The following is an 18,857-nucleotide window of genomic DNA, read 5'->3' as shown; positions in this document are numbered from 1 at the left end:
TTACTGTCCGGCGCACACAACGCCTCCCCGGGGGGCCGGGATTTCGGCCCGCACCTTTTGGTGATAATTGTTCGATGACGCCATCGCCTATAGCCGGTACGGGAAATCCCGACGCACTGCCGCCGCACGCCCCGCTGCCGCTGTACTACAACACCGAAGCGGAACACCAGGCATTCCTGCGGCGCATCTTCGACAGCACGGCTGCGGACTACGACCGCATCGAAGCGGTGCTGGCCTTCGGCACCGGTCCCGCGTACCGGCGCGATGCGCTGAAGCAGGCCGGCCTCGCGGCGGGCGCGCAAGTGCTCGACGTGGGCATCGGCACCGGGCTCGTCGCCCGCGAGGCCCTGAAGATCATCGGCTCCACCGGCAGGCTCACGGGCGTCGACCCCAGCGTCGGGATGATGGGCCAGGTCCGCCTGCCCGGCGTCGAGCTCATTCAAGGCGTGGCGGAGGCCCTGCCCCGTCCGGATGCCAGCTGCGATTTCGTGAGCATGGGCTACGCCATGCGCCACATCAGCGACGTGGCCGCCGCCTTTTCCGAATTCCATCGCGTGTTGCGACCGGGCGGCCGTGTGGTGGTGCTTGAAATCACCAAGCCCGAAGGCCGCATCGCGACCGCACTGCTCAAGGGCTACATGCGCGCCGTGGTGCCGCTGATCGCCCGCGTGGTCGGCCGCCGCAGCGACACCTCGGAGCTGTGGCGCTATTACTGGGACACCATCGAGGCCTGCATTCCGCCCGAACGCGTGATGCAGGCGCTGAGCGCCGCCGGTTTCGGCGAGGTGCGCCGCTACGCGAGCCTCGGGGTCTTCTCTGCCTACACCGGCCGCAAACCCGAATCCACCGCCGACAAGGCCCGCTGAACGTGCGCCCACAGGACGATCACCTTCACTCTTCCCTGCGCGTGGAGCGCCTCTCGCTGCCGGACAGCCTTGCGCTGGCCACGCACAGCCATGCACCCTTTGCCGCGCTCGGCTACGGCACGCCGCACGGTGTCGCCTGGATGCCCACGGTCAACGCGCGCGTGCTGTCGCCGCAAGGCGCGAAGGCTGACGTGTGGCATGTGAGCGACGGTGCCCAGGTCAGGTCGGGCACGACGGGCATCGCGCGGTGGCGCACCGACGGGCACTGGCTGCTCGGCGCCATCGACCTCGACGAAGCCGTGGAAGGCCAGGGCCTGACGGAGCTTGCTCAGCGCGCCTACCGCGACCTGTTCCGCACGCTCGAGCAGGCCGGCACGCCGCACCTGCAGCGCATCTGGAACTACCTGCCGCGCATCAACGCCGACGGCGGCGGACTCGAACGCTACCGCCAGTTCAACCTGGGCCGGCAGGAGGCCTTCTTCGAAGCGGGCCGCGCCGCTTTCGAGGGTGCACCGGCCGCGTGCGCGCTGGGCATCCGCCAGGGTGCGCTGTCGATCCGTTTTCTCGCGGGACGCGCCGCGCCGCTGCCGGTCGAGAACCCGCGGCAGGTGTCGGCTTACCGCTACCCCGAAACCTACGGCCCGCGCTCGCCGACCTTTTCGCGCGCCGCGCTGGCAGACATCGGCGACGGCCAGGTCGCGCTCTTCATCTCGGGCACGGCGAGCATCGTCGGCCACGAAACGGTGCACCACGGCGAGGTGCGTGAGCAAACCCGCGAAACGCTGCGCAACCTCGAGGCCGTGATCGCCTCCGCCCATGCGCAGACCACGGCGCGCTTCTCGCTCGATGCGCTCGACTGCGTGGTGTACGTGCGGCATCCGTCGGACACCGAGGCCGTGCGCGAGGTGATCGAAGCCGCGCTCGGCGCCCAGGCGCCAATGGCCCGCCATGCGGTGTACCTTGAAGCCGACATCTGCCGCAGCGATCTGCTGGTCGAGATCGAGGCCCACACGGTCGCCGCCGGCCGGCTGCAGGCCGCCTGAGCGGCCCGCCGTCCGCCCGTCCGACCGACACCACCCATGAACGTGCTGCGTCTTCTCACGTCGATCCCGCTCGCGCTGATGCTCTATGCGCTGCTGCTGTTCCTCGGCCTGATCTCGCTGGTCTGGAACCTGGTCGCCATGCTGCTGTACCCGGTGATGCCGGCCGCGCCGGCGCGCGCGCTGGGCCGCATGACCATCGCCTTTGCCTACCGGATGTTCTGGTGGCTTGCCTCGGTCACCGGCATGATGCGCATCGACGCCTCGTGCCTGGACCCGATGCGCAACGAACCCGGCGTGATCTTCGTGGCCAACCACCCGACGATGCTCGATGCGCTGCTGCTGGTGGCGCGGCTGCCGCGCAGCGCCTGCATCATGAAGGCCGAGCTGATGGGCAACATCTTCCTCGGCGCGGGAGCCCGGCTGGCGCGCTACATCAGCAACAAGTCGGCCCGAACGATGGTGCGCCTGGCGGTCAACGACCTGCGCCAGGGTGGCCAGCTCGTGATCTTCCCGGAAGGCACGCGCACGGTGACGCCGCCGCTGAACCCCTTCCGCCCCGGCACCACGCTGATCGCCAAGCTGGCGCAGGCGCCGATCCAGACCGTGTTCATCGACACCGACTCGCCCTACCTCAGCAAGGGCTGGCCGCTGTGGCGCGTGCCGCCGCTGCCCATCGTCTTCACGCTGCGGCTGGGCAAGCGCTTTGCGCCGACGCAAGACAGCGATGCGTTGCAGGTCGAGCTGGAACACTATTTCCGTCAACACATGGAGCAGCGCGCCACCGACGCGTCCCCCGAATGCCAGCAGACGCCTCGCGCACCCACCTTGTCCTGATTCCCAGCTACAACACGGGCGAGCGCCTGTTCTCGACCGTCGCCGCCGCGCGAGCCCAATGGAACCCGGTATGGGTGGTGATCGACGGCAGCAATGACGGCACGGGCGAACGGCTGCAGCAGATGGCGAGCAGCGATCCGGGTCTGCGCGTGTGGGTGCTGCCGCAGAACCAGGGCAAGGGCTCGGCGGTGCTGCACGGATTGCGGGCCGCGAAGGAAGCCGGCTTCACGCATGCGCTCACGATGGATTCCGATGGGCAGCATCCGGCGGACCTGATCCCCTCTTTCATGAGCGCCTCGCTGGCCCGGCCCGAGACAATGGTGCTGGGCCGGCCCGTGTTTGACGCCAGTGCGCCGCTGCTGAGGGTGCGCGGGCGGCGCGTGTCCAACGGCTGGACGCAGCTCGAGACGTTGTTCGCAGGCGTGGGCGATTCGCTCTACGGTTTTCGCGTGTACCCGGTGGTCGACCTGATCGCGGTGATGGCGCGGCAACCCTGGATGCGGCGTTTCGACTTCGACACCGAGGCGGTCGTGCGGCTGGCCTGGCGCGGGGTCAAGCCGGTGAACATCGATGCGCCTGTGAAATACCTGACGGCGGAGGAAGGCGGGGTGTCGCACTTCCGCTATGGGCGGGACAACGTGCTGCTGACGTGGATGCACACGCGGTTGATGGTCGAGTTTGTCTTGCGGCTGCCTGGGTTGTTGATTCGGAAGCTGCGGGGCGCGCCGCCGTTTCAGGCGTGATCTTCTTTTGAGGGACGCCTGCTGTGGCGTGGAAGCACCCCGCCCTTCTGCCGCTCCCCGACAGCGGGCCACACCAGGAATGACTGAAAAAGAACTCAGCGCGCGGTGCGCCGGCGCAAAAGCAAGGTGAGCAGCAACAGCGCCAGCACCGTGAACGCGATGAACGACCAGTTCGCCAGCGTCAGGCCGAACAGCGACCAGTCGATCTTGGAACAGTCGCCGCCGCCGCGGAAGATCATCGGCAGCGCGCGCTTGAGCGGGAAGGTCTCGATCATCCCGTACAGGTCGCGCCCGCACGAGACGACTTCGGGCGGATACCACTGCAGCCAGCTCTGCTGCGCCGCCGTGTAGGCACCACCCACCGCCGACGCCAGCGCCAGCACCCCGCCCGTCACCTGCAGGCCGCGGCGGCTGAACAGCGCCGCCAGGCCGGTGAAAAGCGCCACCAGCATCAGCGCATAGCGCTGCACGATGCACATGGGACAGGGTTCGAGCCCGACCACGTGTTGCAGATACAGCCCGAAAGCCAGCATCAGGACGCAGGCCAGGCAGATCAGCGCGAGCGCGCGGCGCGGCGCGCCGAAGTACCAATGGATCAAGGAGATACCCAATCTTCTTCTACGAACACCCTGGCCTTGCGCGGGTTGGCGACGACGGTGTCGCCTTCCTTCAAGCCCAGGTCGCGGAACTGTTGCGCAGGGAGTTGCGCTTCGATGATGGTTCCGGAGCCCGGATTATCTGGATTCGTTTCAGTGGGCTCAAGTTCCAGCCGCGCGATCGGTCCGACCACGATCGCGCGCGACAGCGTGGCGACGATGCCGGTGGCGCCCGCCACGTAGCGGGTCACATCCAGGTCATGCGGACGCACATAAGCCAGCGCCTTGGCGTCGCGCGCGCTGCTGTGCTCGGGCGAGTCGATGCGCATGCCGTCCAGTTGCACGGCGCCGTTGTCGGCGCGGCCGTGGAACAGGTTCACGTCGCCGAGGAAGCCGTAGACGAACGGGCTCGCGGGCTTGTCCCACACGTCCTGCGGCGAACCGACCTGTTCGATCCGGCCCTTGTTGATGACCACCACGCGATCGGCCACTTCGAGTGCTTCTTCCTGGTCGTGCGTGACGAAGATCGAGGTGACGTGCAGCTCGTCGTGCAACCGGCGCAGCCACCGGCGCAGTTCCTTGCGCACCTTGGCGTCGAGCGCGCCGAAGGGTTCGTCCAGCAGCAGCACCTTGGGCTCCACCGCCAGCGCGCGGGCCAGGGCGATGCGCTGGCGCTGGCCGCCGGACAACTGCGACGGGTAGCGGTCGGCCAGCCAGTCGAGCTGCACCAGCTTGAGCAGGTCGGTCACCTTGGCCTTGATCTGCGCGTCGCTCGGGCGCTCCTTGCGCGGCTTCACGCGCAGGCCGAAGGCCACGTTCTCGAACACGGTCATGTGGCGGAACAGCGCGTAGTGCTGGAACACGAAGCCCACCTGGCGTTCGCGCACGTGCACGTCGGTCGTGTCTTCGCCCGAGAAATGGATGCTGCCGGTGTCGGCCGTTTCCAGGCCCGCGATGATGCGCAGCAGCGTGGTCTTGCCGCAGCCCGAGGGGCCGAGCAGCGCGACGAGTTCGCCCGACTCGACGTCGAGGTTCACGTTGTTCAGCGCCCGGAAGTCGCCGAACTGCTTGCTGATGTTGCGGATTTCGATGCTCATGGTCTTGTTCTCTCGTCTTCTCAGGCCGCCGACGGCTCGGGGGGACGCTCGGGCGGCAGCTCGGCGATGGCTTTCATTTCGCGCTCATGGCGCCACTCGATGACCGACTTGATCACCAGGGTGACCAGCGCCAGGATCGCCAGCAGCGAGGCCACGGCAAAGGCGGCCACCGACTGGTATTCGTTGTAGAGCACCTCGACGTGCAGCGGCATCGTGTTGGTCTGGCCGCGGATGTGTCCCGACACCACCGACACCGCGCCGAACTCGCCCATGGCGCGCGCATTGCACAGGATCACGCCGTACAGCAGGCCCCACTTGATGTTGGGCAAGGTCACGCGCCAGAAGGTCTGCCAGCCGGTCGCACCGAGCACGATGGCGGCCTGCTCCTCGTCGGTGCCCTGCGCCTGCATCAGCGGAATGAGTTCGCGCGCAATGAAGGGAAAGGTCACGAACACGGTGGCCAGCACGATGCCCGGCACGGCGAAGATGATCTTGATGTCGTGCTCCGCGAGCCACGGGCCGAACCAGCCTTGCGCACCGAACACCAGCACGTAGATCAGGCCTGCCACCACCGGCGACACCGCGAACGGCAGGTCGATCAGCGTCGTGAGAAAGGCCTTGCCACGGAACTCGAACTTGGCGATGGCCCAGGCCGCCGCCACGCCGAACACGAGGTTCATCGGCACCGAGATGGCGGCGGTGATGAGCGTGAGGCGGATGGCGCTCCACGCATCGGGTTCCTTCAGCGCCTCGAGGTAGGCGTTGAGGCCCTTGCGCAGCGCCTCGACCGCTACGGCCGCCAGCGGCAGCACGAGGAACAGGAACATGAACGCGAGCGCGATGCCGATCAGCGTCCAGCGGACCCAGGCCGACTCGGTGGTGCCGGCCTGCGCGCGGCGGATGATCTTGGACGGCGCACTCATTGCGAGTTCCCGATGAGGCTGTGCGAAGGAACACCGCAGAACCGGCTTTGCCGGGCTGCTGGTGTTGCCCCCGGCGAGGGGGTTGGCGAAGCGACACGAAGTGCGCGAAGACTGGGGGAGTGCAACATTTCTAGGCACCCGCGCGCTTGCGCTGCCAGGCCTGCAGGCCGTTGATGACCAGCAGCAGGATGAACGACAGCACCAGCATCACCAGCGCGACCGCGGTAGCGCCCGTGTAGTCGTACTGCTCCAGCTTGCCGATGATGATGAGCGGCGTGATCTCGGAAATCATCGGCATGTTGCCGGCGATGAAGATCACGGAGCCGTACTCGCCGATGGCGCGTGCGAAGGCCATCGCAAAGCCCGTGAGCAATGCCGGCGCAATCGCCGGAAAGATCACCTTCGTGAAGGTCTGCAGGCGCGTGGCGCCCAGCGAGGTCGCGGCTTCTTCCAGTTCTTTCTCGGTGTCTTCCAGCACCGGCTGCACCGTGCGCACCACGAAGGGCAGCCCGATGAAGATCAGCGCAATCACGATGCCGGCCGGCGTGAACGCCAGCTTGATGCCGTGCGGCTCGAGCAGCTGCCCGATCCAGCCGTTGCCCGCGAGCAGCGCCGTGAGCGAGATGCCGGCCACGGCCGTGGGCAACGCGAACGGCAGGTCGACCAGCGCATCGACGATGCGCTTGCCCGGGAATTTGTAGCGCACCAGCACCCACGCCACGAGCAGGCCGAACACCGCGTTCACCATGGCCGCGATCAGCGAGGCGCCGAAGGTCAGGCGGTACGAGGCCATCACCCGCGGCGCGGTCACCGACACCCAGAAATGCTCCCAGGTCATCGTGAAGGTCTTGAAGACCAGTGCCGACAGCGGGATCAGCACGATCAGGCACAGGTAGAAGACCGTGAAGCCGAGCGTGATATGGAAACCGGGCAGCACGCGCTTGGCGCCCCCTGCCCGGTTGGCACGTGAAAAAGGCGCTCCCGCTGCCGGGAGCGCCGAAGAAGCAGCGCCGCTCATTTACTTCGCGCCAGGCGTATAGAGCTTGTCGAATTGGCCGCCGTCATTGAAGTGCACCTTCTGCGCTTCGGTCAGGCTGCCGAACAGCTCCTGCACCGTGAACAGTTGCAGGGGCTTGAAGGTCGCGGCGTGCTTCTTGAGCACGGCCGGCGAACGCGGACGCAGCGCGTGCTTGGCGGCGATTTCCTGCGCCTCTTCGGAGTACAGCCAGTCGAGGTAGGCCTTGGCGAGCTCGCCCGTGCCCTTCTTCTTGACGGTGCGCTCGACGACGGCGACCGGGTTCTCCGCCACGATGGAGATCGACGGATACACCGTGTCGACCTTGCCGGTGCCGAATTCGCGGTCGATCGAGACCACTTCGGATTCGAAGGTGATCAGCGCGTCGCCGATGTTGCGTTGCAGGAATGCGGTGGTCGCGTCGCGGCCGCCGCGTGCCAGCACCGGCACATTCTTGAACAGCTTGCCGACGAACTCGGCGGCCTGGGCGTCGGTGCCGCCCTTCTTCTTGATGTAGCCCCAGGCAGCCAGGTAGGCGTAGCGGCCGTTGCCGCCGGTCTTGGGGTTGACGATCACGACCTGCACGCCGGGCTTGATCAGGTCGTCCCAGTCCTTGATGCCCTTGGGGTTGCCGTTGCGCACCAGCAGCAGCATGGTGGACGTGGTGGGCGATGCGTTCTCGGGGAACTTCTTGTTCCAGTCCTTGGCGACCACGCCGGCGTTGGCCAGGAAGTCGATGTCGGTCGAGGTGTTCATGGTGACCACGTCGGCGTCGAGGCCGTCGGCCACGGCGCGCGCCTGGGCGCTGGAGCCGCCGTGCGACTGGTCGATCTTGACGTCCTTGCCCGTGGCCTTCTTGTAGTGCGCCACGAACGCTGCGTTGTAGTCCTTGTAGAACTCGCGCGCCACGTCGTACGAGGCGTTCAGCAGCCCGGTGCCTTGGGCAAAGGCGGTGCTGCCGGCGAGTGCGGAGGAGGCCAGCGCGAGCACGGCGACGAAGGTCTTGATTCTGGAAGTCATGTGGTTGCCAGGTTTTCTGAAAATTCACGTCCCGCCGACCAGGCGGCGGGTTCGTCGGTCAACGATTGCAGCAGGGCCAGGCCGAGCGGCCAGTCTCCGTGCCCCGAATCGATGTTGATGTGCCCCGCATTCTGCATGCGCACGAACTCGCTGCCCCAGGCGCGCGAATAGGCACCCGCAAGGCGGATAGGGCAATAGGGATCGTTGCTGCTCGCCACCACGATGCTGCGGTACGGCAACGCCGCATACGGCACGGGCGCGAAGTCGGACAGCACCGCGCGGCGCTCCGGGTCGGCCGGCGCCACCAGCAGCGCGCCCTGGATGCGGGCGGCGGCCTCGGGCGGCAGGTGCGCCGTGGCGATGCAGCCCAGGCTGTGCGCCGCGATGACCACGGGGCCTTCGCTTTCGAGCACGAGCTTGGCCAGTGCGGGCACCCAGGCGTCGCGCTTGGGCGAGGCCCAGTCGTCCTGCGCCACCCGCGCCGCGCCCGGAATACGCTCCTCCCACAGGCTCTGCCAATGGCCGGGCCCGGAGTCGCGCCAACCGGGCACGATGACGACACGAGTCTGCATGACGGCGCGGTCCTGCTGCTTCTTACTTGTTGGGCTGCGGCGTGATGCGCAGGTAAGGCTTGACGGCCTTGAAGCCCTTGGGGAAGCGCTCGGCCAGCTCGGCCGGGTCCTGGATGCTCGGCACGATGACGACGTCGTCGCCGTCCTTCCAGTTCACGGGCGTGGCGACCTTGTGGCTGTCGGTGAGTTGCAGCGAGTCGATCACGCGCAGGATCTCGTCGAAGTTGCGGCCGGTGGACGCCGGGTAGGTGATGGTGGTGCGGATGACCTTCTTGGGATCGATGATGTAGACGCTGCGCACCGTGGCCGTGGTCGAGGCGTTCGGGTGGATCAGGTCGTACAGGTCGGCCACCTTGCGGTCGGCGTCCGCAATGATCGGGAAGTTGACGGTGGTGTTCTGCGTCTCGTTGATGTCGCCGATCCACTCTTTGTGCCTGGTGGCCGGGTCGACGCTCAGCGCAATGGGCTTCACGCCGCGCTTGGCGAACTCGCCCGACAGCGCCGCCGTCTTGCCCAGTTCGGTGGTGCACACGGGCGTGAAATCGGCCGGGTGCGAGAAGAACACGATCCACGAATCGCCGGCCCACTGATAGAAGTCGAGGGGGCCTTCGCTGGAATCCTGGGTGAAATTGGGGGCGGTGTCGCCGAGTCGCAGGGTTGCCATGGTCGCTCCAGGGAGGGGGTGAAGCCCTGGATTGTGCGAACCGCCGCTTCAATGGCAAACGAATATCTGCTTGTTTGGATATGACGTTTTTCGCATATAGAACCTGCGAAGCCCCGGCATGACGCTATCTTTCTGACAGTGATCCAGCTCTAGAACATGCGCATCTGTTCGCTTTGCAGGTGCTCCGACAGGAAATCGATCAGCCCCCGCACCGCCGGCACCAGCGCCCGCCGCGCCGGAAACACCATGTGCGCCACCACCGGCGACGGCCCCCAACCGGGCAGCACCCGCACCAGCCGGCCCGCCTCGACGTCGGCGCTGCACATGTAGTCGGGCAACAGGGTTGCGCCGACGCCGCCGATCGCGCCGAACTGCAGCGTGGCGAGGTCGTCCGCCACATAGCGCGGCGTGTGGGCGTGCAGGTGGCTGCGCCCTTCCGGGCCTTCGAGCCGCCATTCGGCGCGCCCTTCCCCGTTGACCGACATGGCCGCCGTCGGCAGCTTCGCAAGGTCGGCGGGCGTGCCGATCGGCCCATGCTGCGCCAAGAGCGCCGGACTCGCGACCAGCACGCCGCGGCTGTGGCCGAAGGTCTTGGCGACGAGCACGGTGCTGTCCTCGATCGCCGGGCGCACGCGCAGCGCGATGTCGATGCCCTCCTCGATCAGGTCCACCGGCCGGTTGATGACGCGGATGTCGACGCGCACCGCCGGATAGCGTTCCATGAACAGCGGGATCAGCTGCGCCAGCCCGCTGTGCGCGATGGTGACCGGGCAGGTCAGCCGCACGAGCCCGCTCGGCTCGGTCTGCACCTGCGCCACCGCCTCGGCCGCCGCCTGGGCCGCATCGCGCATCGCCGAGGCATGCCGCAGGTAGATCTCGCCGGCGGGCGTGAGCGACAGGCGCCGCGTGCTGCGCTGCATCAGCTGCACGCCCAGCCGCTCCTCGAGCTCGGCCACGCGGCGCGACAGGCGCGATTTGGGAATGCCCAGTGCCCGGCTGGCGGCGGCAAAGCCGCCCCGTTCGGCCACCTCGGCGAAGAACACCATGTCATTGAGGTCTTGCATGACGTCATTGTCCTGCAAACAGGACGATGTGATCGAATTTTGTCTACTTATCAACTACTCACATCAAAAATAGAATTCTCCCAACGCCGGCCACTTCTCAGCGCCGACACCTTGCACAGAAAGTGATTGACTGACATGAAGCTGCTCCACATCGACTCCAGCATCCTGGCCGCCGGCTCCACCTCGCGCCAGCTGACCGCCGAAACCGTCGCCGCCTGGCGCGTCGCCCACCCCGACACCCAGGTCGAGTACCTCGACCTCGCCGTGGACGCGCCCTCGCATTTCGGCGTCGACGCTCTCGGCATCAAGACCGGCGTGCAGGCCCAGCCGACCGAAGCGCAGCTGCGCGAGAACGCCCTGTCGGAAAAGCTGGTGAGCCAGTTCCTGGCTGCCGACGTCGTCGTGATCGGCGCCCCGCTGTACAACTTCACCATCCCGACCCAGCTCAAGGCCTGGATCGACCGCCTCGCACAAGCCGGCCGCACCTTCAAGTACACCGACAAGGGCCCCGTCGGCCTGGCCGGTGGCAAGACCGTGATCGTCGCGTCCAGCCGCGGCGGCATCTACTCGACCTCCGAAGGTGGTCAGGCCGCGGAACACCAGGAGAGCTACCTGAAGGTGATCTTCGGCTTCTTCGGCATCACCGACGTGCGCTTCGTGCGCGCCGAAGGCATCGCGATGGGTGATGCGCCCAAGGCCGCCGCACTGGCCGCTGCCCGCGCCGACATCCTCGTGGCCACGACCGAAGCCGCGAACCAGAAGAGCGTCGCGCAAGCCGCCTGAGTCTTCCAGCGCCGGAACGAAAAAACCGCCCCAGGGGCGGTTTTTTCATGGGCGCTCGTCCTGCGTTCAGGCTGCCGAGTGCGCCTTGACCCAGGCCACGTACTTGTCCATCCAGCCCTGCAGGAATTTCTGCGTGCCTTCGTTGCCGATGTGGCCCTTGTCGTCGAACAGGCCTTCCTTGGCCTGCAGGAACACCTCGGGGCCGCCCATTGTGGGCGCGTCGAGGTAGGCCAGGATGTTGCGCAGGTGCTGCTGCGCCAGCGCGGTGCCGATGGCGCCCACGGAGATGCCGAGCACGCCGGTCGGCTTGCCGCCCCAGACGCTCTGGCCGTAGGGGCGCGAGGCGTGGTCGATGGCGTTCTTCAGCACGCCGGGAATCGAGCGGTTGTATTCGGGCGTGACGAACAGCACGCCCTGCGCGGCCGCAACCTCGCTCTTGAGGCGCTTCACCGAAGCGGCCTGGTTGCCGTCGTCGTCCTGGTTGTACAGCGGCAGGTCGTCGATGCGCAGGGTTTCGAAGGTGAAGTCCGACGGCGCCAGGTGCGCCAGCGCCAAAGCCAGCTTGTGGTTGAACGAGTCCTTGCGCAGGCTGCCGACGATGACGGCGATCCGGGTCTGTGCCATGAATGAAGCTCCTTGAGTGAGAGGGTCGGGATGACGAAGGCGATTATGCGAAGGCCCCATGACCTTTTCCGGAAAAGTTCATGCATCTCTTTGTAGCGACGTGCGCCAGCTTGTGCATGAGCACATGACGAAAGCTTCGTGGCCCGGCGCGCCGCCGCAGCCCTCGTCGGGTGCTGGTGCTGGCGACCGAACGGCGGCAGTATGGCGTCGTGGCGCTCACGCCCGCCATCGCCCGCGAACAGCAGGGGCTGGCCGATGTGTTCGCGCAGCTGAGGCTCATTCCCCGGCCCATCGCGGTGAAGGATGCGTTTGTCGACCTGAACCTTGTGCGACACGACACCCTCACGCCCCGTGACCCGCTTCCTTTCTCACTACGACGCGATCGTCATCGGCCTGGGCGCCCTCGGCGCGGCCACCCTCTACCAGCTCTCGCAACGCGGGGCGCGCGTGCTCGGCATCGACCAGTTCGCGCCACCGCACGACCGCGGCTCGTCGCATGGCGATTCGCGCATCACGCGGCTGGCCATCGGCGAAGGCGACGAGTACGTGCCGCTGGTGCACCGCTCGCACGCCCTCTGGCGCGAGCTCGAGGCGCGCACCGGCCGCGAACTGATGACCACCACCGGCGGCCTGGGCGACGCCATCGCCGACCGCGTCCTGGGCCGCGAAAGCGCGCACGGCCTCGACCTGCGGCCCTTTGCCCGCGAGCGGTTGGCGACCTCGCAACACCTCTGAGGCGCCCGCGCGCGATCCGGGGCATCATCGCTTCCGATCTTCAGTTTCTTCGGAGGCAGCGCGCGATGCGATTCTTGATGGTGGGTGCCGGTGCACTCGGTGGTTATTTCGGCGCACGCCTGCTCGCAGCGGGCCGCGATGTAACCTTTCTATTGCGTCCGGGCCGCGCGGCCCAGCTGGCCACGACCGGGCTGGTGGTGCGCAGCCCCTGCGGCGACCTCGATCTGCCCACGCCGAAGCATGTGCTGGCCGAGCAGATCGACGGCCCGTACGACGTGGTCGTCGTCGGTTGCAAGGCCTACGACCTCGACGCAACCATGGATTCGTTCGCACCCGCCGTCGGGCCCGACACCGTGGTCCTTCCGCTGCTCAACGGCCTGGGTCACATCGACCGGCTGGTTGCGCGCTTCGGCGAGGCACGCGTGCTCGGCGGCCTTTGCATGATCTCCGCCACGCTGGACGACGAAGGCCGCGTGCTGCATCTGAACGACATGCACAGCCTGAGCTACGGCGAACGCGCCGGCGACCGATCGCCACGCATCGACGCCATCGCCGCCCAGTTCGCCGGCGCGAACTTCGCCGCCACCGCGAGCGAAACCATCGCGCAGGACATGTGGGAGAAGTGGGTCTTCATCGCCTCGGCCGCAGGCCTTACGAGCCTCATGCACGCGTCCATCGGCGACATCGTGGCGGCCGGCGGCGAGGACGTGGCGCTCGCGATCTTCGACGAGTGCTGCGCCATCGCCGCCCACAACGGCTTTGCCCCGCGGCCCGGCGCCGTCACGCGCGGCCGCGCGGTGGTCACGACCGCCGGCTCGCCCATGACCGCCTCGATGTACAAGGACATGGCCCGCGGCGCACGCGTCGAGGCCGACCACATCCTGGGCGACCTGCTGGCCCGCGCGCCGCGCACCGCATCGCCCACGCCGTCGGTGCTGCGCACGGCGTACGTACACCTCAAGGCCTACGAATTGCGGCGCACCCGCGAGGCCGGCTGAACGGCAACCGCCTCATGACCGACACGCTCGCCTTTCTCCACACGGCCGAGGTGCATGTGCAAACCTTCGGCAGCCTCGCACGCGAGATCGCACCCGAGCTGCGCGTTCAGCACCTGGTGGTGGAAGAGCTGCTCGCCGATGCGCGCACGCTCGGCATCGACGATGCCGGCCTGGTCGCGCGCGTGCACGACGCCATGCGCGATGCCGCCTCCGACGGTGCCTCCGTGGTCGTGTGCACCTGCTCGACCATCGGCGGCATCGCCGAAAAGACCGCCACCGGCGGCGCGTTTGCCGCCCTGCGCATCGACCGCGCCATGGCCGACCGCGCCGTGCGCAACGGCCCACGCGTGCTGATCGTCGGCGCCGTCGAGAGCACCATCGACCCGACCCTGTCGCTCGTGCTTTCAGCGGCACGGCAGGCCGGCGTCGGCATCCGCGCCAGCACCTTGCTGGTCGACGATGCCTGGGTGCATTTCCAGTCGGGTGACACCGCGCGCTACATCGCCACGCTGGCCGAATCGATCCGCGCCGCGGCCGATGGCATCGACGTCATCGTGCTGGCACAGGCGTCGATGGCGCCGGTGACGGGGTTGCTGGCGGACCTGGGGGTCGATGTGCTCAGCAGCCCGCAGTTAGGGGTGGCGCATGCGGTAGCGACGCTGCGGGCTTCGAGCACCGCCTGGGCATCCGGCGGTACCGGCATGTCGGGCTGGTAGCCCTGCAGCAGGAACCCGCGCTCGGACCGCCTAGTCCGACTTGAGGATCGTCTCGCCCTTCAACGTCCCCATGTCGCGGATGTTGAAGCGGTGCTGCTTCCAGCCCGCCATGGTGCGGCGGAAGTTGGCAAGGGAAATGCCGTAGTACAGCACCTTGAACATGCGCAGCGCGCCCCACATGGGCGTGCCCTTGTAGATGTCGCCGGCCAGCAGCGACATCAGCGCTTCCTTCACGCGGAACGGGTTGCCGGGGTGCATGAACATGTCGCGGATGGTCGGGTTGGTCACGCGGTAGATGAACCACGAGTACTCGCGCGGGCCCTTGCGCATCATGGCCTCGAAGCCTTCGCGGGCGCGTGCCAGCTCGGCCGGCTGGTCGAGTGCCGTGGCCACGAGTTCGGCGCCGTCGAAGGCGCTGTGCATCGCCAGGTACACGCCCGAAGAGAACATCGGGTCGATGAAGGTGAAGGCGTCGCCCAGCAGCAGGTAGTTGTCGCCCGTGGCGTGCGTGCTCGAGTACGAGAAGTTGCCCGTGGCATGCACCGCGTCGTCGACCAACGTGGCGTTCTTCAGGCGGTCGGCCAGCACGGGGCACAGCGCGATGGTGTCGTAGAAGAAGTCCTTCAGCGGCTTGTCGCGCGTCTTCAGGTAGTAGGGCCAGCACACCGCGCCCACGCTGGTCGTGCCGTCGGCCAGCGGGATGAACCAGAACCAGCCATGTTCAAACCAGCAGATGCTGATGTTGCCTTCCTTCTTGCCTTCGAGCCGCTCGGCATTCGTGAAGTGGCCGAACAGCGCCGTGCTGTTGTGGTCGGGGTTCTTCTGCTTGCAGCGGAATTTGTTGGCCAGCAGCGTGTCGCGGCCCGTGGCGTCGACCACGAAGCGCGCGCGCCAGCTGCGCTGGGTGCCGTCGTCCATCACGGCCTGCACGGTGGCGCCGTCGGCGTCGAAGGCCACGTCGCGCACCTTGCAGCCTTCGAAGGCCTGCGCGCCGCGCGCGGCGGCATTGCGGAACAAGAGCTCGTCGAGCTCGGAGCGGCGCACCTGCCAGGCGGAGTCGAGCGACTTGTCCCAGCCTTCGGCGAACTCCACGTAGCTGCGGTGCTCATGCTCGGGCGAGACGAACTCGATGCCGAACTTCGGCATGCCGATCTTCTCGACCTGGTCGCGCACGCCAAGCCTGTCGAACAGCTCGACGTTCGCGGGCAACAACGATTCGCCGATGTGAAAACGCGGGTGGTGCTCTTTCTCGACCAGCACCACCTGGCGCCCCTGCTGCGCGAGCAGCGCGGCGACGGTCGAGCCCGCGGGGCCGCCGCCGATCACGAACACGTCGCAAGACGCGTCGGCCGCGCTGACAGAAGGAGCGACGGAAGAAGAAACCTGTGGCTGGGACATGCGAGGACAAGCAGCGTGATGGACAGCGACAGAGCATAGCGCGCCCGCATCGCACGACGCAAAACGGGCTGGCGACGCGGGGCTGGAGGCGGCACACTGGCGGCCTTTTCGACCCCTGCCCCTCGCGCGGCTGGCGCACGGTGTGACGCCGAAGCCTTCGACAACAGCCTTCATACGCTGCCCGGCTTCGGGGCGCTGTTGTTCTGCAGGCTGGCCTGCGTGACGCTGGCGCCGGGCTTCACGTCGTCGGTGATCCACACGTTGCCGCCGATGACCGCGCCCTTGCCCAGGGTCACGCGGCCCAGGATGGTGGCGCCTGCGTAAATGACCACGTCGTCCTCCACCACCGGATGCCGCGGCAGGCCCTTCTGCAGGTTGCCTTCCGCATCGGTGGGGAAGCGCTTGGCACCGAGCGTGACGGCCTGGTACAGCCGCACGCGCTTGCCGATGACGGCCGTCTCGCCGATCACGACACCCGTGCCGTGGTCGATGAAGAAGCCCGCGTCGATCGTCGCGCCCGGGTGGATGTCGATGCCGGTCTGCGCATGCGCCAGCTCGGCGACGATGCGCGCGAGCAGCGGCAGGCCGAGCTCGTAGAGCCGGTGCGCGAGGCGGTGATGGATCATCGCGAGCACGCCCGGGTAGCACAGCAGCACCTCGTCGACGCTGCGCGCGGCGGGATCGCCCTGGTAGGCCGCGAGCACGTCGCTGTCGAGCAGCCGGCGCAAGCCCGGCAGCGCGTTCGCGAACTGGCGCACTGCCTCGGTGGCCGCGGCATCGATCTCGCTCGCGGGGCGCGGCGCCGGCCGTGCGTTGAAGTTCAGTTCGAGCCGGGCCTGCACCCGCAGTGCCTGCAAGGCCGAATCAAGCGTGTGGCCCACATAGAAATCTTCGCTCTCGTGGCGCAGATCCGGCGGGCCGAGCCGCATCGGAAAGAGCGCGCCCTTGAGCGATTCGACGATCTGCGCCAGCGCATCGCGCGACGGGAACTCGCGCGCCCCGGGCTCGCGCGAACGGCGCTGCGAATCGCGCCACTCGTCGCGCACCTCGTGCAGTGCGCGCACGATGTCACTCACTTCGAATTGAGCCATGTGTTGTTCCTCCCGTGTGTTCCAGGTAGCTTTGCTCGGGATTCAGCCCTGCCCCCACGGCTGGCCATGAAAGCGCCAGCCATCGGACCTCGGAAGCACCACCGCCTCCTTGCCGCCGTCCTTGGCCAGCCTGGCTTCGAGTTCGCGCACGAAGCGCGGGTTGCGCGCGAATGCACTGCCTGTGGCCCGCGCCACAGATGCGCTCCATCTTCGCTGATGGCGATAACCACCACTGTAGGAATGCATCGACGACGGTCAAAGACTCAAAACTCGATTCTTAACAACCTTGTGATCTATGGAGTGCCGCGCCGGAACACACGCCCGAGCACCCAGACGCGAAAAACCCCGGCACCAAGACAGCACCGGGGCATCGCAAGGCCGAGGGTCCGTCAGAGCTTGGCGATCGAGACTTCGGTCGACTTCACGAGCGCGACCACGTCGGAGCCCACCTTCAGCTGCAGCTCATCGACCGAGCGCGTGGTGATGACGGAGGTGACGATGCCCCAGGCGGTTTCGACATCGACTTCGGAGACGACGTCGCCGCGGATGATCTCGCGGACCTTGCCCTTGAACTGGTTGCGGACGTTGATGGCTTGGATGGACATGGTGATTTCTCTTTCAGGGTTGACAGGGGTTGTGGGGAGAAGAAGCGAACGAAACGAACGACGCTCAGACGGTCGGCTCCCACCTCACGAGGTCGTACAGCGGCTCGAGCGCGGCGTCGGAGATGGCTTGCAGTGTGCTCATGTCCTGGAACGATGCATCAGTTCGACGCAGCGGCAAGCGCCTGGTCGAGGTCGGCAATCAGATCGTCGATGTGCTCGATGCCCACCGACAGGCGCACCGTGTCTTCCGTGACGCCGGCCCGGGCCAGCTCTTCGGGCGACAGCTGCCGGTGCGTGGTCGATGCGGGGTGCGTGGCCAGCGAACGCACGTCGCCGATGTTCACCAGGCGCGTGAAGAGCTTCAGCGCATCGAGGAACTTCGCCCCGCCCTCGCGGCCGGCACCGATGCCGAAGGTCAGCACGCCGCTGGACTTGCCGCCGAAGTACTTCTTCGCCAACGGGTAGTCGGCATGGTCTTCGAGCGCGGCGTAGTTCACCCAGTTGACGGCCTTGCTCTGCTTCAGGTGCTGCGCCACCGCCAGCGCATTGCTGCTGATGCGGTCCATGCGCAGCGCCAGCGTCTCGATGCCCTGCAGGATCAGGAAGGCATTGAACGGCGAGATGGCCGCGCCCGTGTTGCGCAGCGGCACCACGCGCGCACGGCCGATGTAGGCCGCCGGGCCCAGCGCCTCGGTGTAGACCACGCCGTGGTAGCTCACGTCGGGCTCGTTCAGGCGCTTGAAGCGCTCCTTGTGCTCGGCCCACGGGAACTTGCCCGAATCGACGATGGCGCCGCCGATGCTGGTGCCGTGGCCGCCCAGGTACTTGGTGAGCGAGTGCACCACGATGTCGGCGCCGTGCTCGATGGGCCGGCTCAGGTACGGCGAGGGCACGGTGTTGTCGACGATCAGCGGCACGCCGTGGCGGTGCGCGATTTCGGCAATGGCCGCGATGTCGGTCACGTTGCCCGCCGGGTTGCCCAGCGACTCGACGAACACCGCCTTGGTGCGCTCGTCGAAGAGCTTCTCGAAGCTCGCCGGGTCGCGGTGGTCCGCGAAGCGCGTGGTGATGCCGAACTGCGGCAGCGTGTGCGCGAACAGGTTGTAGGTGCCGCCATAGAGCGCGGTGCTGCTGATGATGTTGTCGCCGGCCTCGGCGATGGTCTGGATCGCGTAGGTCACGGCCGCCTGGCCCGATGCCAGCGCCAGCGCGGCGATGCCGCCTTCCAGTGCGGCCACGCGCTGCTCCAGCACGTCCTGCGTCGGGTTGTTGATGCGGGTGTAGATGTTGCCCGGCACCTTCAGGTCGAACAGGTCCGCGCCGTGCTGCGCGCTGTCGAAGGCGTAGGCGACGGTCTGGTAGATCGGCGGCGCGACCGCACGGGTGGTCGGATCGGGCGAGTAGCCGGCGTGGACCGACAGGGTTTCGAATTTCCAGTTCTGCGACATGCGACTGCCTTTCAAAGGGGGA

The 18,857-nt window shown here is 67.3% G+C and carries 21 protein-coding genes and 1 pseudogene; 8 read left to right on the top strand and 14 right to left on the bottom strand.

Features of this window, described 5'->3' with window-relative positions; genetic code table 11:
* Positions 1-74 precede the first annotated feature (74 nt).
* Genes ASD34_RS19265 through ASD34_RS19250 form a run of 4 tightly spaced genes read left to right on the top strand, consistent with a single transcriptional unit; the run spans position 75 to position 3,486 of the window.
* Positions 75-866 carry a class I SAM-dependent methyltransferase gene (locus tag ASD34_RS19265; protein WP_056580422.1) on the top strand — a complete coding sequence of 264 codons (792 nt, stop codon included), beginning with the start codon at positions 75-77 and terminating at the stop codon, positions 864-866.
* Positions 867-868: 2 nt separating this feature from the next.
* Complete coding sequence (locus tag ASD34_RS19260; protein ID WP_056580419.1) at positions 869-1,909, top strand: Rid family hydrolase; 1,041 nt, start codon at positions 869-871, stop codon at positions 1,907-1,909.
* 36 nt (positions 1,910-1,945) lie between these two features.
* Entirely contained in the window at positions 1,946-2,743 is a 798-nt protein-coding gene (locus tag ASD34_RS19255; protein WP_056580416.1) for a lysophospholipid acyltransferase family protein, read from the top strand.
* A complete protein-coding gene (locus tag ASD34_RS19250) occupies positions 2,707-3,486 on the top strand; it encodes a glycosyltransferase family 2 protein (RefSeq protein ID WP_056580414.1) in 780 nt (259 codons plus the stop codon). The genes ASD34_RS19255 and ASD34_RS19250 overlap by 37 nt, the downstream gene beginning before the upstream one ends.
* Positions 3,487-3,581: 95 nt before the next feature.
* On the opposite strand, the gene ASD34_RS19245 is transcribed toward ASD34_RS19250, so the two are convergent.
* From ASD34_RS19245 to ASD34_RS19210, 8 genes are all read right to left on the bottom strand, one after another.
* Positions 3,582-4,085: a disulfide bond formation protein B gene (locus tag ASD34_RS19245; protein WP_056580411.1), complete on the bottom strand. Its 504-nt coding sequence runs from the start codon at positions 4,083-4,085 to the stop codon at positions 3,582-3,584.
* A complete protein-coding gene (locus ASD34_RS19240; protein ID WP_056580408.1) occupies positions 4,082-5,179 on the bottom strand; it encodes a sulfate/molybdate ABC transporter ATP-binding protein in 1,098 nt (365 codons plus the stop codon). Before ASD34_RS19240 ends, ASD34_RS19245 begins: the two co-directional genes overlap by 4 nt.
* Before the next feature lie 20 nt (positions 5,180-5,199).
* Positions 5,200-6,102 carry a sulfate ABC transporter permease subunit CysW gene (cysW, locus tag ASD34_RS19235; RefSeq protein WP_056580405.1) on the bottom strand — a complete coding sequence of 301 codons (903 nt, stop codon included), beginning with the start codon at positions 6,100-6,102 and terminating at the stop codon, positions 5,200-5,202.
* A 130-nt stretch (positions 6,103-6,232) separates the two neighbouring features.
* The gene (gene cysT / locus ASD34_RS19230; RefSeq protein ID WP_056580402.1) at positions 6,233-7,120 is read right to left on the bottom strand and encodes a sulfate ABC transporter permease subunit CysT; all 888 of its coding nucleotides are present in this window, start codon (positions 7,118-7,120) and stop codon (positions 6,233-6,235) included.
* Positions 7,121-8,137 carry a sulfate ABC transporter substrate-binding protein gene (locus ASD34_RS19225; protein WP_056580400.1) on the bottom strand — a complete coding sequence of 339 codons (1,017 nt, stop codon included), beginning with the start codon at positions 8,135-8,137 and terminating at the stop codon, positions 7,121-7,123.
* Positions 8,134-8,709 (bottom strand): RBBP9/YdeN family alpha/beta hydrolase, encoded by a 576-nt coding sequence (locus ASD34_RS19220; RefSeq protein WP_056580397.1) that lies wholly within the window; start codon positions 8,707-8,709, stop codon positions 8,134-8,136. The genes ASD34_RS19225 and ASD34_RS19220 overlap by 4 nt, the downstream gene beginning before the upstream one ends.
* 22 nt (positions 8,710-8,731) lie before the next feature.
* The gene (locus ASD34_RS19215) at positions 8,732-9,373 is read right to left on the bottom strand and encodes a peroxiredoxin (protein ID WP_056580394.1); all 642 of its coding nucleotides are present in this window, start codon (positions 9,371-9,373) and stop codon (positions 8,732-8,734) included.
* Between the two features lie 149 nt (positions 9,374-9,522).
* Complete coding sequence (locus ASD34_RS19210) at positions 9,523-10,437, bottom strand: LysR family transcriptional regulator (protein WP_056580391.1); 915 nt, start codon at positions 10,435-10,437, stop codon at positions 9,523-9,525.
* Between the two features lie 135 nt (positions 10,438-10,572).
* Between ASD34_RS19210 and ASD34_RS19205 the strand changes: the two genes are divergently transcribed.
* The gene (locus ASD34_RS19205) at positions 10,573-11,220 is read left to right on the top strand and encodes an FMN-dependent NADH-azoreductase (protein ID WP_056580388.1); all 648 of its coding nucleotides are present in this window, start codon (positions 10,573-10,575) and stop codon (positions 11,218-11,220) included.
* A gap of 66 nt (positions 11,221-11,286) precedes the next feature.
* On the opposite strand, the gene ASD34_RS19200 is transcribed toward ASD34_RS19205, so the two are convergent.
* Positions 11,287-11,844, bottom strand: coding sequence for an NADPH-dependent FMN reductase (locus tag ASD34_RS19200; protein ID WP_056580385.1), 558 nt, complete (start codon positions 11,842-11,844; stop codon positions 11,287-11,289).
* Between the two features lie 351 nt (positions 11,845-12,195).
* Here ASD34_RS19200 and ASD34_RS19195 point away from each other — a divergent pair, with 351 nt between their 5' ends.
* From ASD34_RS19195 to ASD34_RS19185, 3 genes are all read left to right on the top strand, one after another.
* A complete protein-coding gene (locus tag ASD34_RS19195; protein ID WP_056580382.1) occupies positions 12,196-12,579 on the top strand; it encodes an FAD-dependent oxidoreductase in 384 nt (127 codons plus the stop codon).
* Positions 12,580-12,644: 65 nt separating this feature from the next.
* Complete coding sequence (panE, locus tag ASD34_RS19190; RefSeq protein ID WP_056580379.1) at positions 12,645-13,577, top strand: 2-dehydropantoate 2-reductase; 933 nt, start codon at positions 12,645-12,647, stop codon at positions 13,575-13,577.
* Between the two features lie 14 nt (positions 13,578-13,591).
* Positions 13,592-14,293, top strand: coding sequence for an aspartate/glutamate racemase family protein (locus ASD34_RS19185; protein WP_056580376.1), 702 nt, complete (start codon positions 13,592-13,594; stop codon positions 14,291-14,293).
* Positions 14,294-14,323: 30 nt separating this feature from the next.
* On the opposite strand, the gene ASD34_RS19180 is transcribed toward ASD34_RS19185, so the two are convergent.
* The 5 genes and pseudogenes from ASD34_RS19180 to ASD34_RS19165 all read right to left on the bottom strand — a co-directional run bounded on the left by ASD34_RS19180 (position 14,324) and on the right by ASD34_RS19165 (position 18,835).
* A complete protein-coding gene (locus ASD34_RS19180) occupies positions 14,324-15,691 on the bottom strand; it encodes an NAD(P)/FAD-dependent oxidoreductase (protein WP_056580373.1) in 1,368 nt (455 codons plus the stop codon).
* 170 nt (positions 15,692-15,861) lie between these two features.
* The gene (gene epsC / locus ASD34_RS19175) at positions 15,862-16,782 is read right to left on the bottom strand and encodes a serine O-acetyltransferase EpsC (protein WP_056580371.1); all 921 of its coding nucleotides are present in this window, start codon (positions 16,780-16,782) and stop codon (positions 15,862-15,864) included.
* A 42-nt stretch (positions 16,783-16,824) separates the two neighbouring features.
* Positions 16,825-16,986: pseudogene (locus tag ASD34_RS27600) on the bottom strand (rhodanese-like domain-containing protein); the annotation flags it as partial.
* A gap of 185 nt (positions 16,987-17,171) precedes the next feature.
* Positions 17,172-17,387: a TOBE domain-containing protein gene (locus tag ASD34_RS19170; RefSeq protein WP_007829250.1), complete on the bottom strand. Its 216-nt coding sequence runs from the start codon at positions 17,385-17,387 to the stop codon at positions 17,172-17,174.
* Positions 17,388-17,545: 158 nt separating this feature from the next.
* Entirely contained in the window at positions 17,546-18,835 is a 1,290-nt protein-coding gene (locus ASD34_RS19165) for an O-acetylhomoserine aminocarboxypropyltransferase/cysteine synthase family protein (RefSeq protein ID WP_056580368.1), read from the bottom strand.
* Positions 18,836-18,857 lie beyond the last annotated feature (22 nt).

It is taken from the genome of Variovorax sp. Root473 (assembly GCF_001426505.1).
In the GTDB taxonomy this organism is placed as follows: domain Bacteria; phylum Pseudomonadota; class Gammaproteobacteria; order Burkholderiales; family Burkholderiaceae_C; genus Variovorax.
Note: the sequence above shows the minus strand (reverse complement) of the source record. Positions and strands in the feature narration are given on the sequence as shown.

Coding starts and splice junctions, on each gene's coding strand:
- ASD34_RS19265 (WP_056580422.1), top strand. CDS start 75: ATGACGCCATCGCCTATAGCCGGTACGGGAAATCCCGACGCACTGCCG.
- ASD34_RS19255 (WP_056580416.1), top strand. CDS start 1,946: ATGAACGTGCTGCGTCTTCTCACGTCGATCCCGCTCGCGCTGATGCTC.
- ASD34_RS19250 (WP_056580414.1), top strand. CDS start 2,707: ATGCCAGCAGACGCCTCGCGCACCCACCTTGTCCTGATTCCCAGCTAC.
- ASD34_RS19240 (WP_056580408.1), bottom strand. CDS start 5,179: ATGAGCATCGAAATCCGCAACATCAGCAAGCAGTTCGGCGACTTCCGG.
- cysW (WP_056580405.1), bottom strand. CDS start 6,102: ATGAGTGCGCCGTCCAAGATCATCCGCCGCGCGCAGGCCGGCACCACC.
- cysT (WP_056580402.1), bottom strand. CDS start 7,120: ATGAGCGGCGCTGCTTCTTCGGCGCTCCCGGCAGCGGGAGCGCCTTTT.
- ASD34_RS19225 (WP_056580400.1), bottom strand. CDS start 8,137: ATGACTTCCAGAATCAAGACCTTCGTCGCCGTGCTCGCGCTGGCCTCC.
- ASD34_RS19220 (WP_056580397.1), bottom strand. CDS start 8,709: ATGCAGACTCGTGTCGTCATCGTGCCCGGTTGGCGCGACTCCGGGCCC.
- ASD34_RS19215 (WP_056580394.1), bottom strand. CDS start 9,373: ATGGCAACCCTGCGACTCGGCGACACCGCCCCCAATTTCACCCAGGAT.
- ASD34_RS19210 (WP_056580391.1), bottom strand. CDS start 10,437: ATGCAAGACCTCAATGACATGGTGTTCTTCGCCGAGGTGGCCGAACGG.
- ASD34_RS19205 (WP_056580388.1), top strand. CDS start 10,573: ATGAAGCTGCTCCACATCGACTCCAGCATCCTGGCCGCCGGCTCCACC.
- ASD34_RS19200 (WP_056580385.1), bottom strand. CDS start 11,844: ATGGCACAGACCCGGATCGCCGTCATCGTCGGCAGCCTGCGCAAGGAC.
- panE (WP_056580379.1), top strand. CDS start 12,645: ATGCGATTCTTGATGGTGGGTGCCGGTGCACTCGGTGGTTATTTCGGC.
- ASD34_RS19185 (WP_056580376.1), top strand. CDS start 13,592: ATGACCGACACGCTCGCCTTTCTCCACACGGCCGAGGTGCATGTGCAA.
- ASD34_RS19180 (WP_056580373.1), bottom strand. CDS start 15,691: ATGTCCCAGCCACAGGTTTCTTCTTCCGTCGCTCCTTCTGTCAGCGCG.
- epsC (WP_056580371.1), bottom strand. CDS start 16,782: ATGGCTCAATTCGAAGTGAGTGACATCGTGCGCGCACTGCACGAGGTG.
- ASD34_RS19170 (WP_007829250.1), bottom strand. CDS start 17,387: ATGTCCATCCAAGCCATCAACGTCCGCAACCAGTTCAAGGGCAAGGTC.
- ASD34_RS19165 (WP_056580368.1), bottom strand. CDS start 18,835: ATGTCGCAGAACTGGAAATTCGAAACCCTGTCGGTCCACGCCGGCTAC.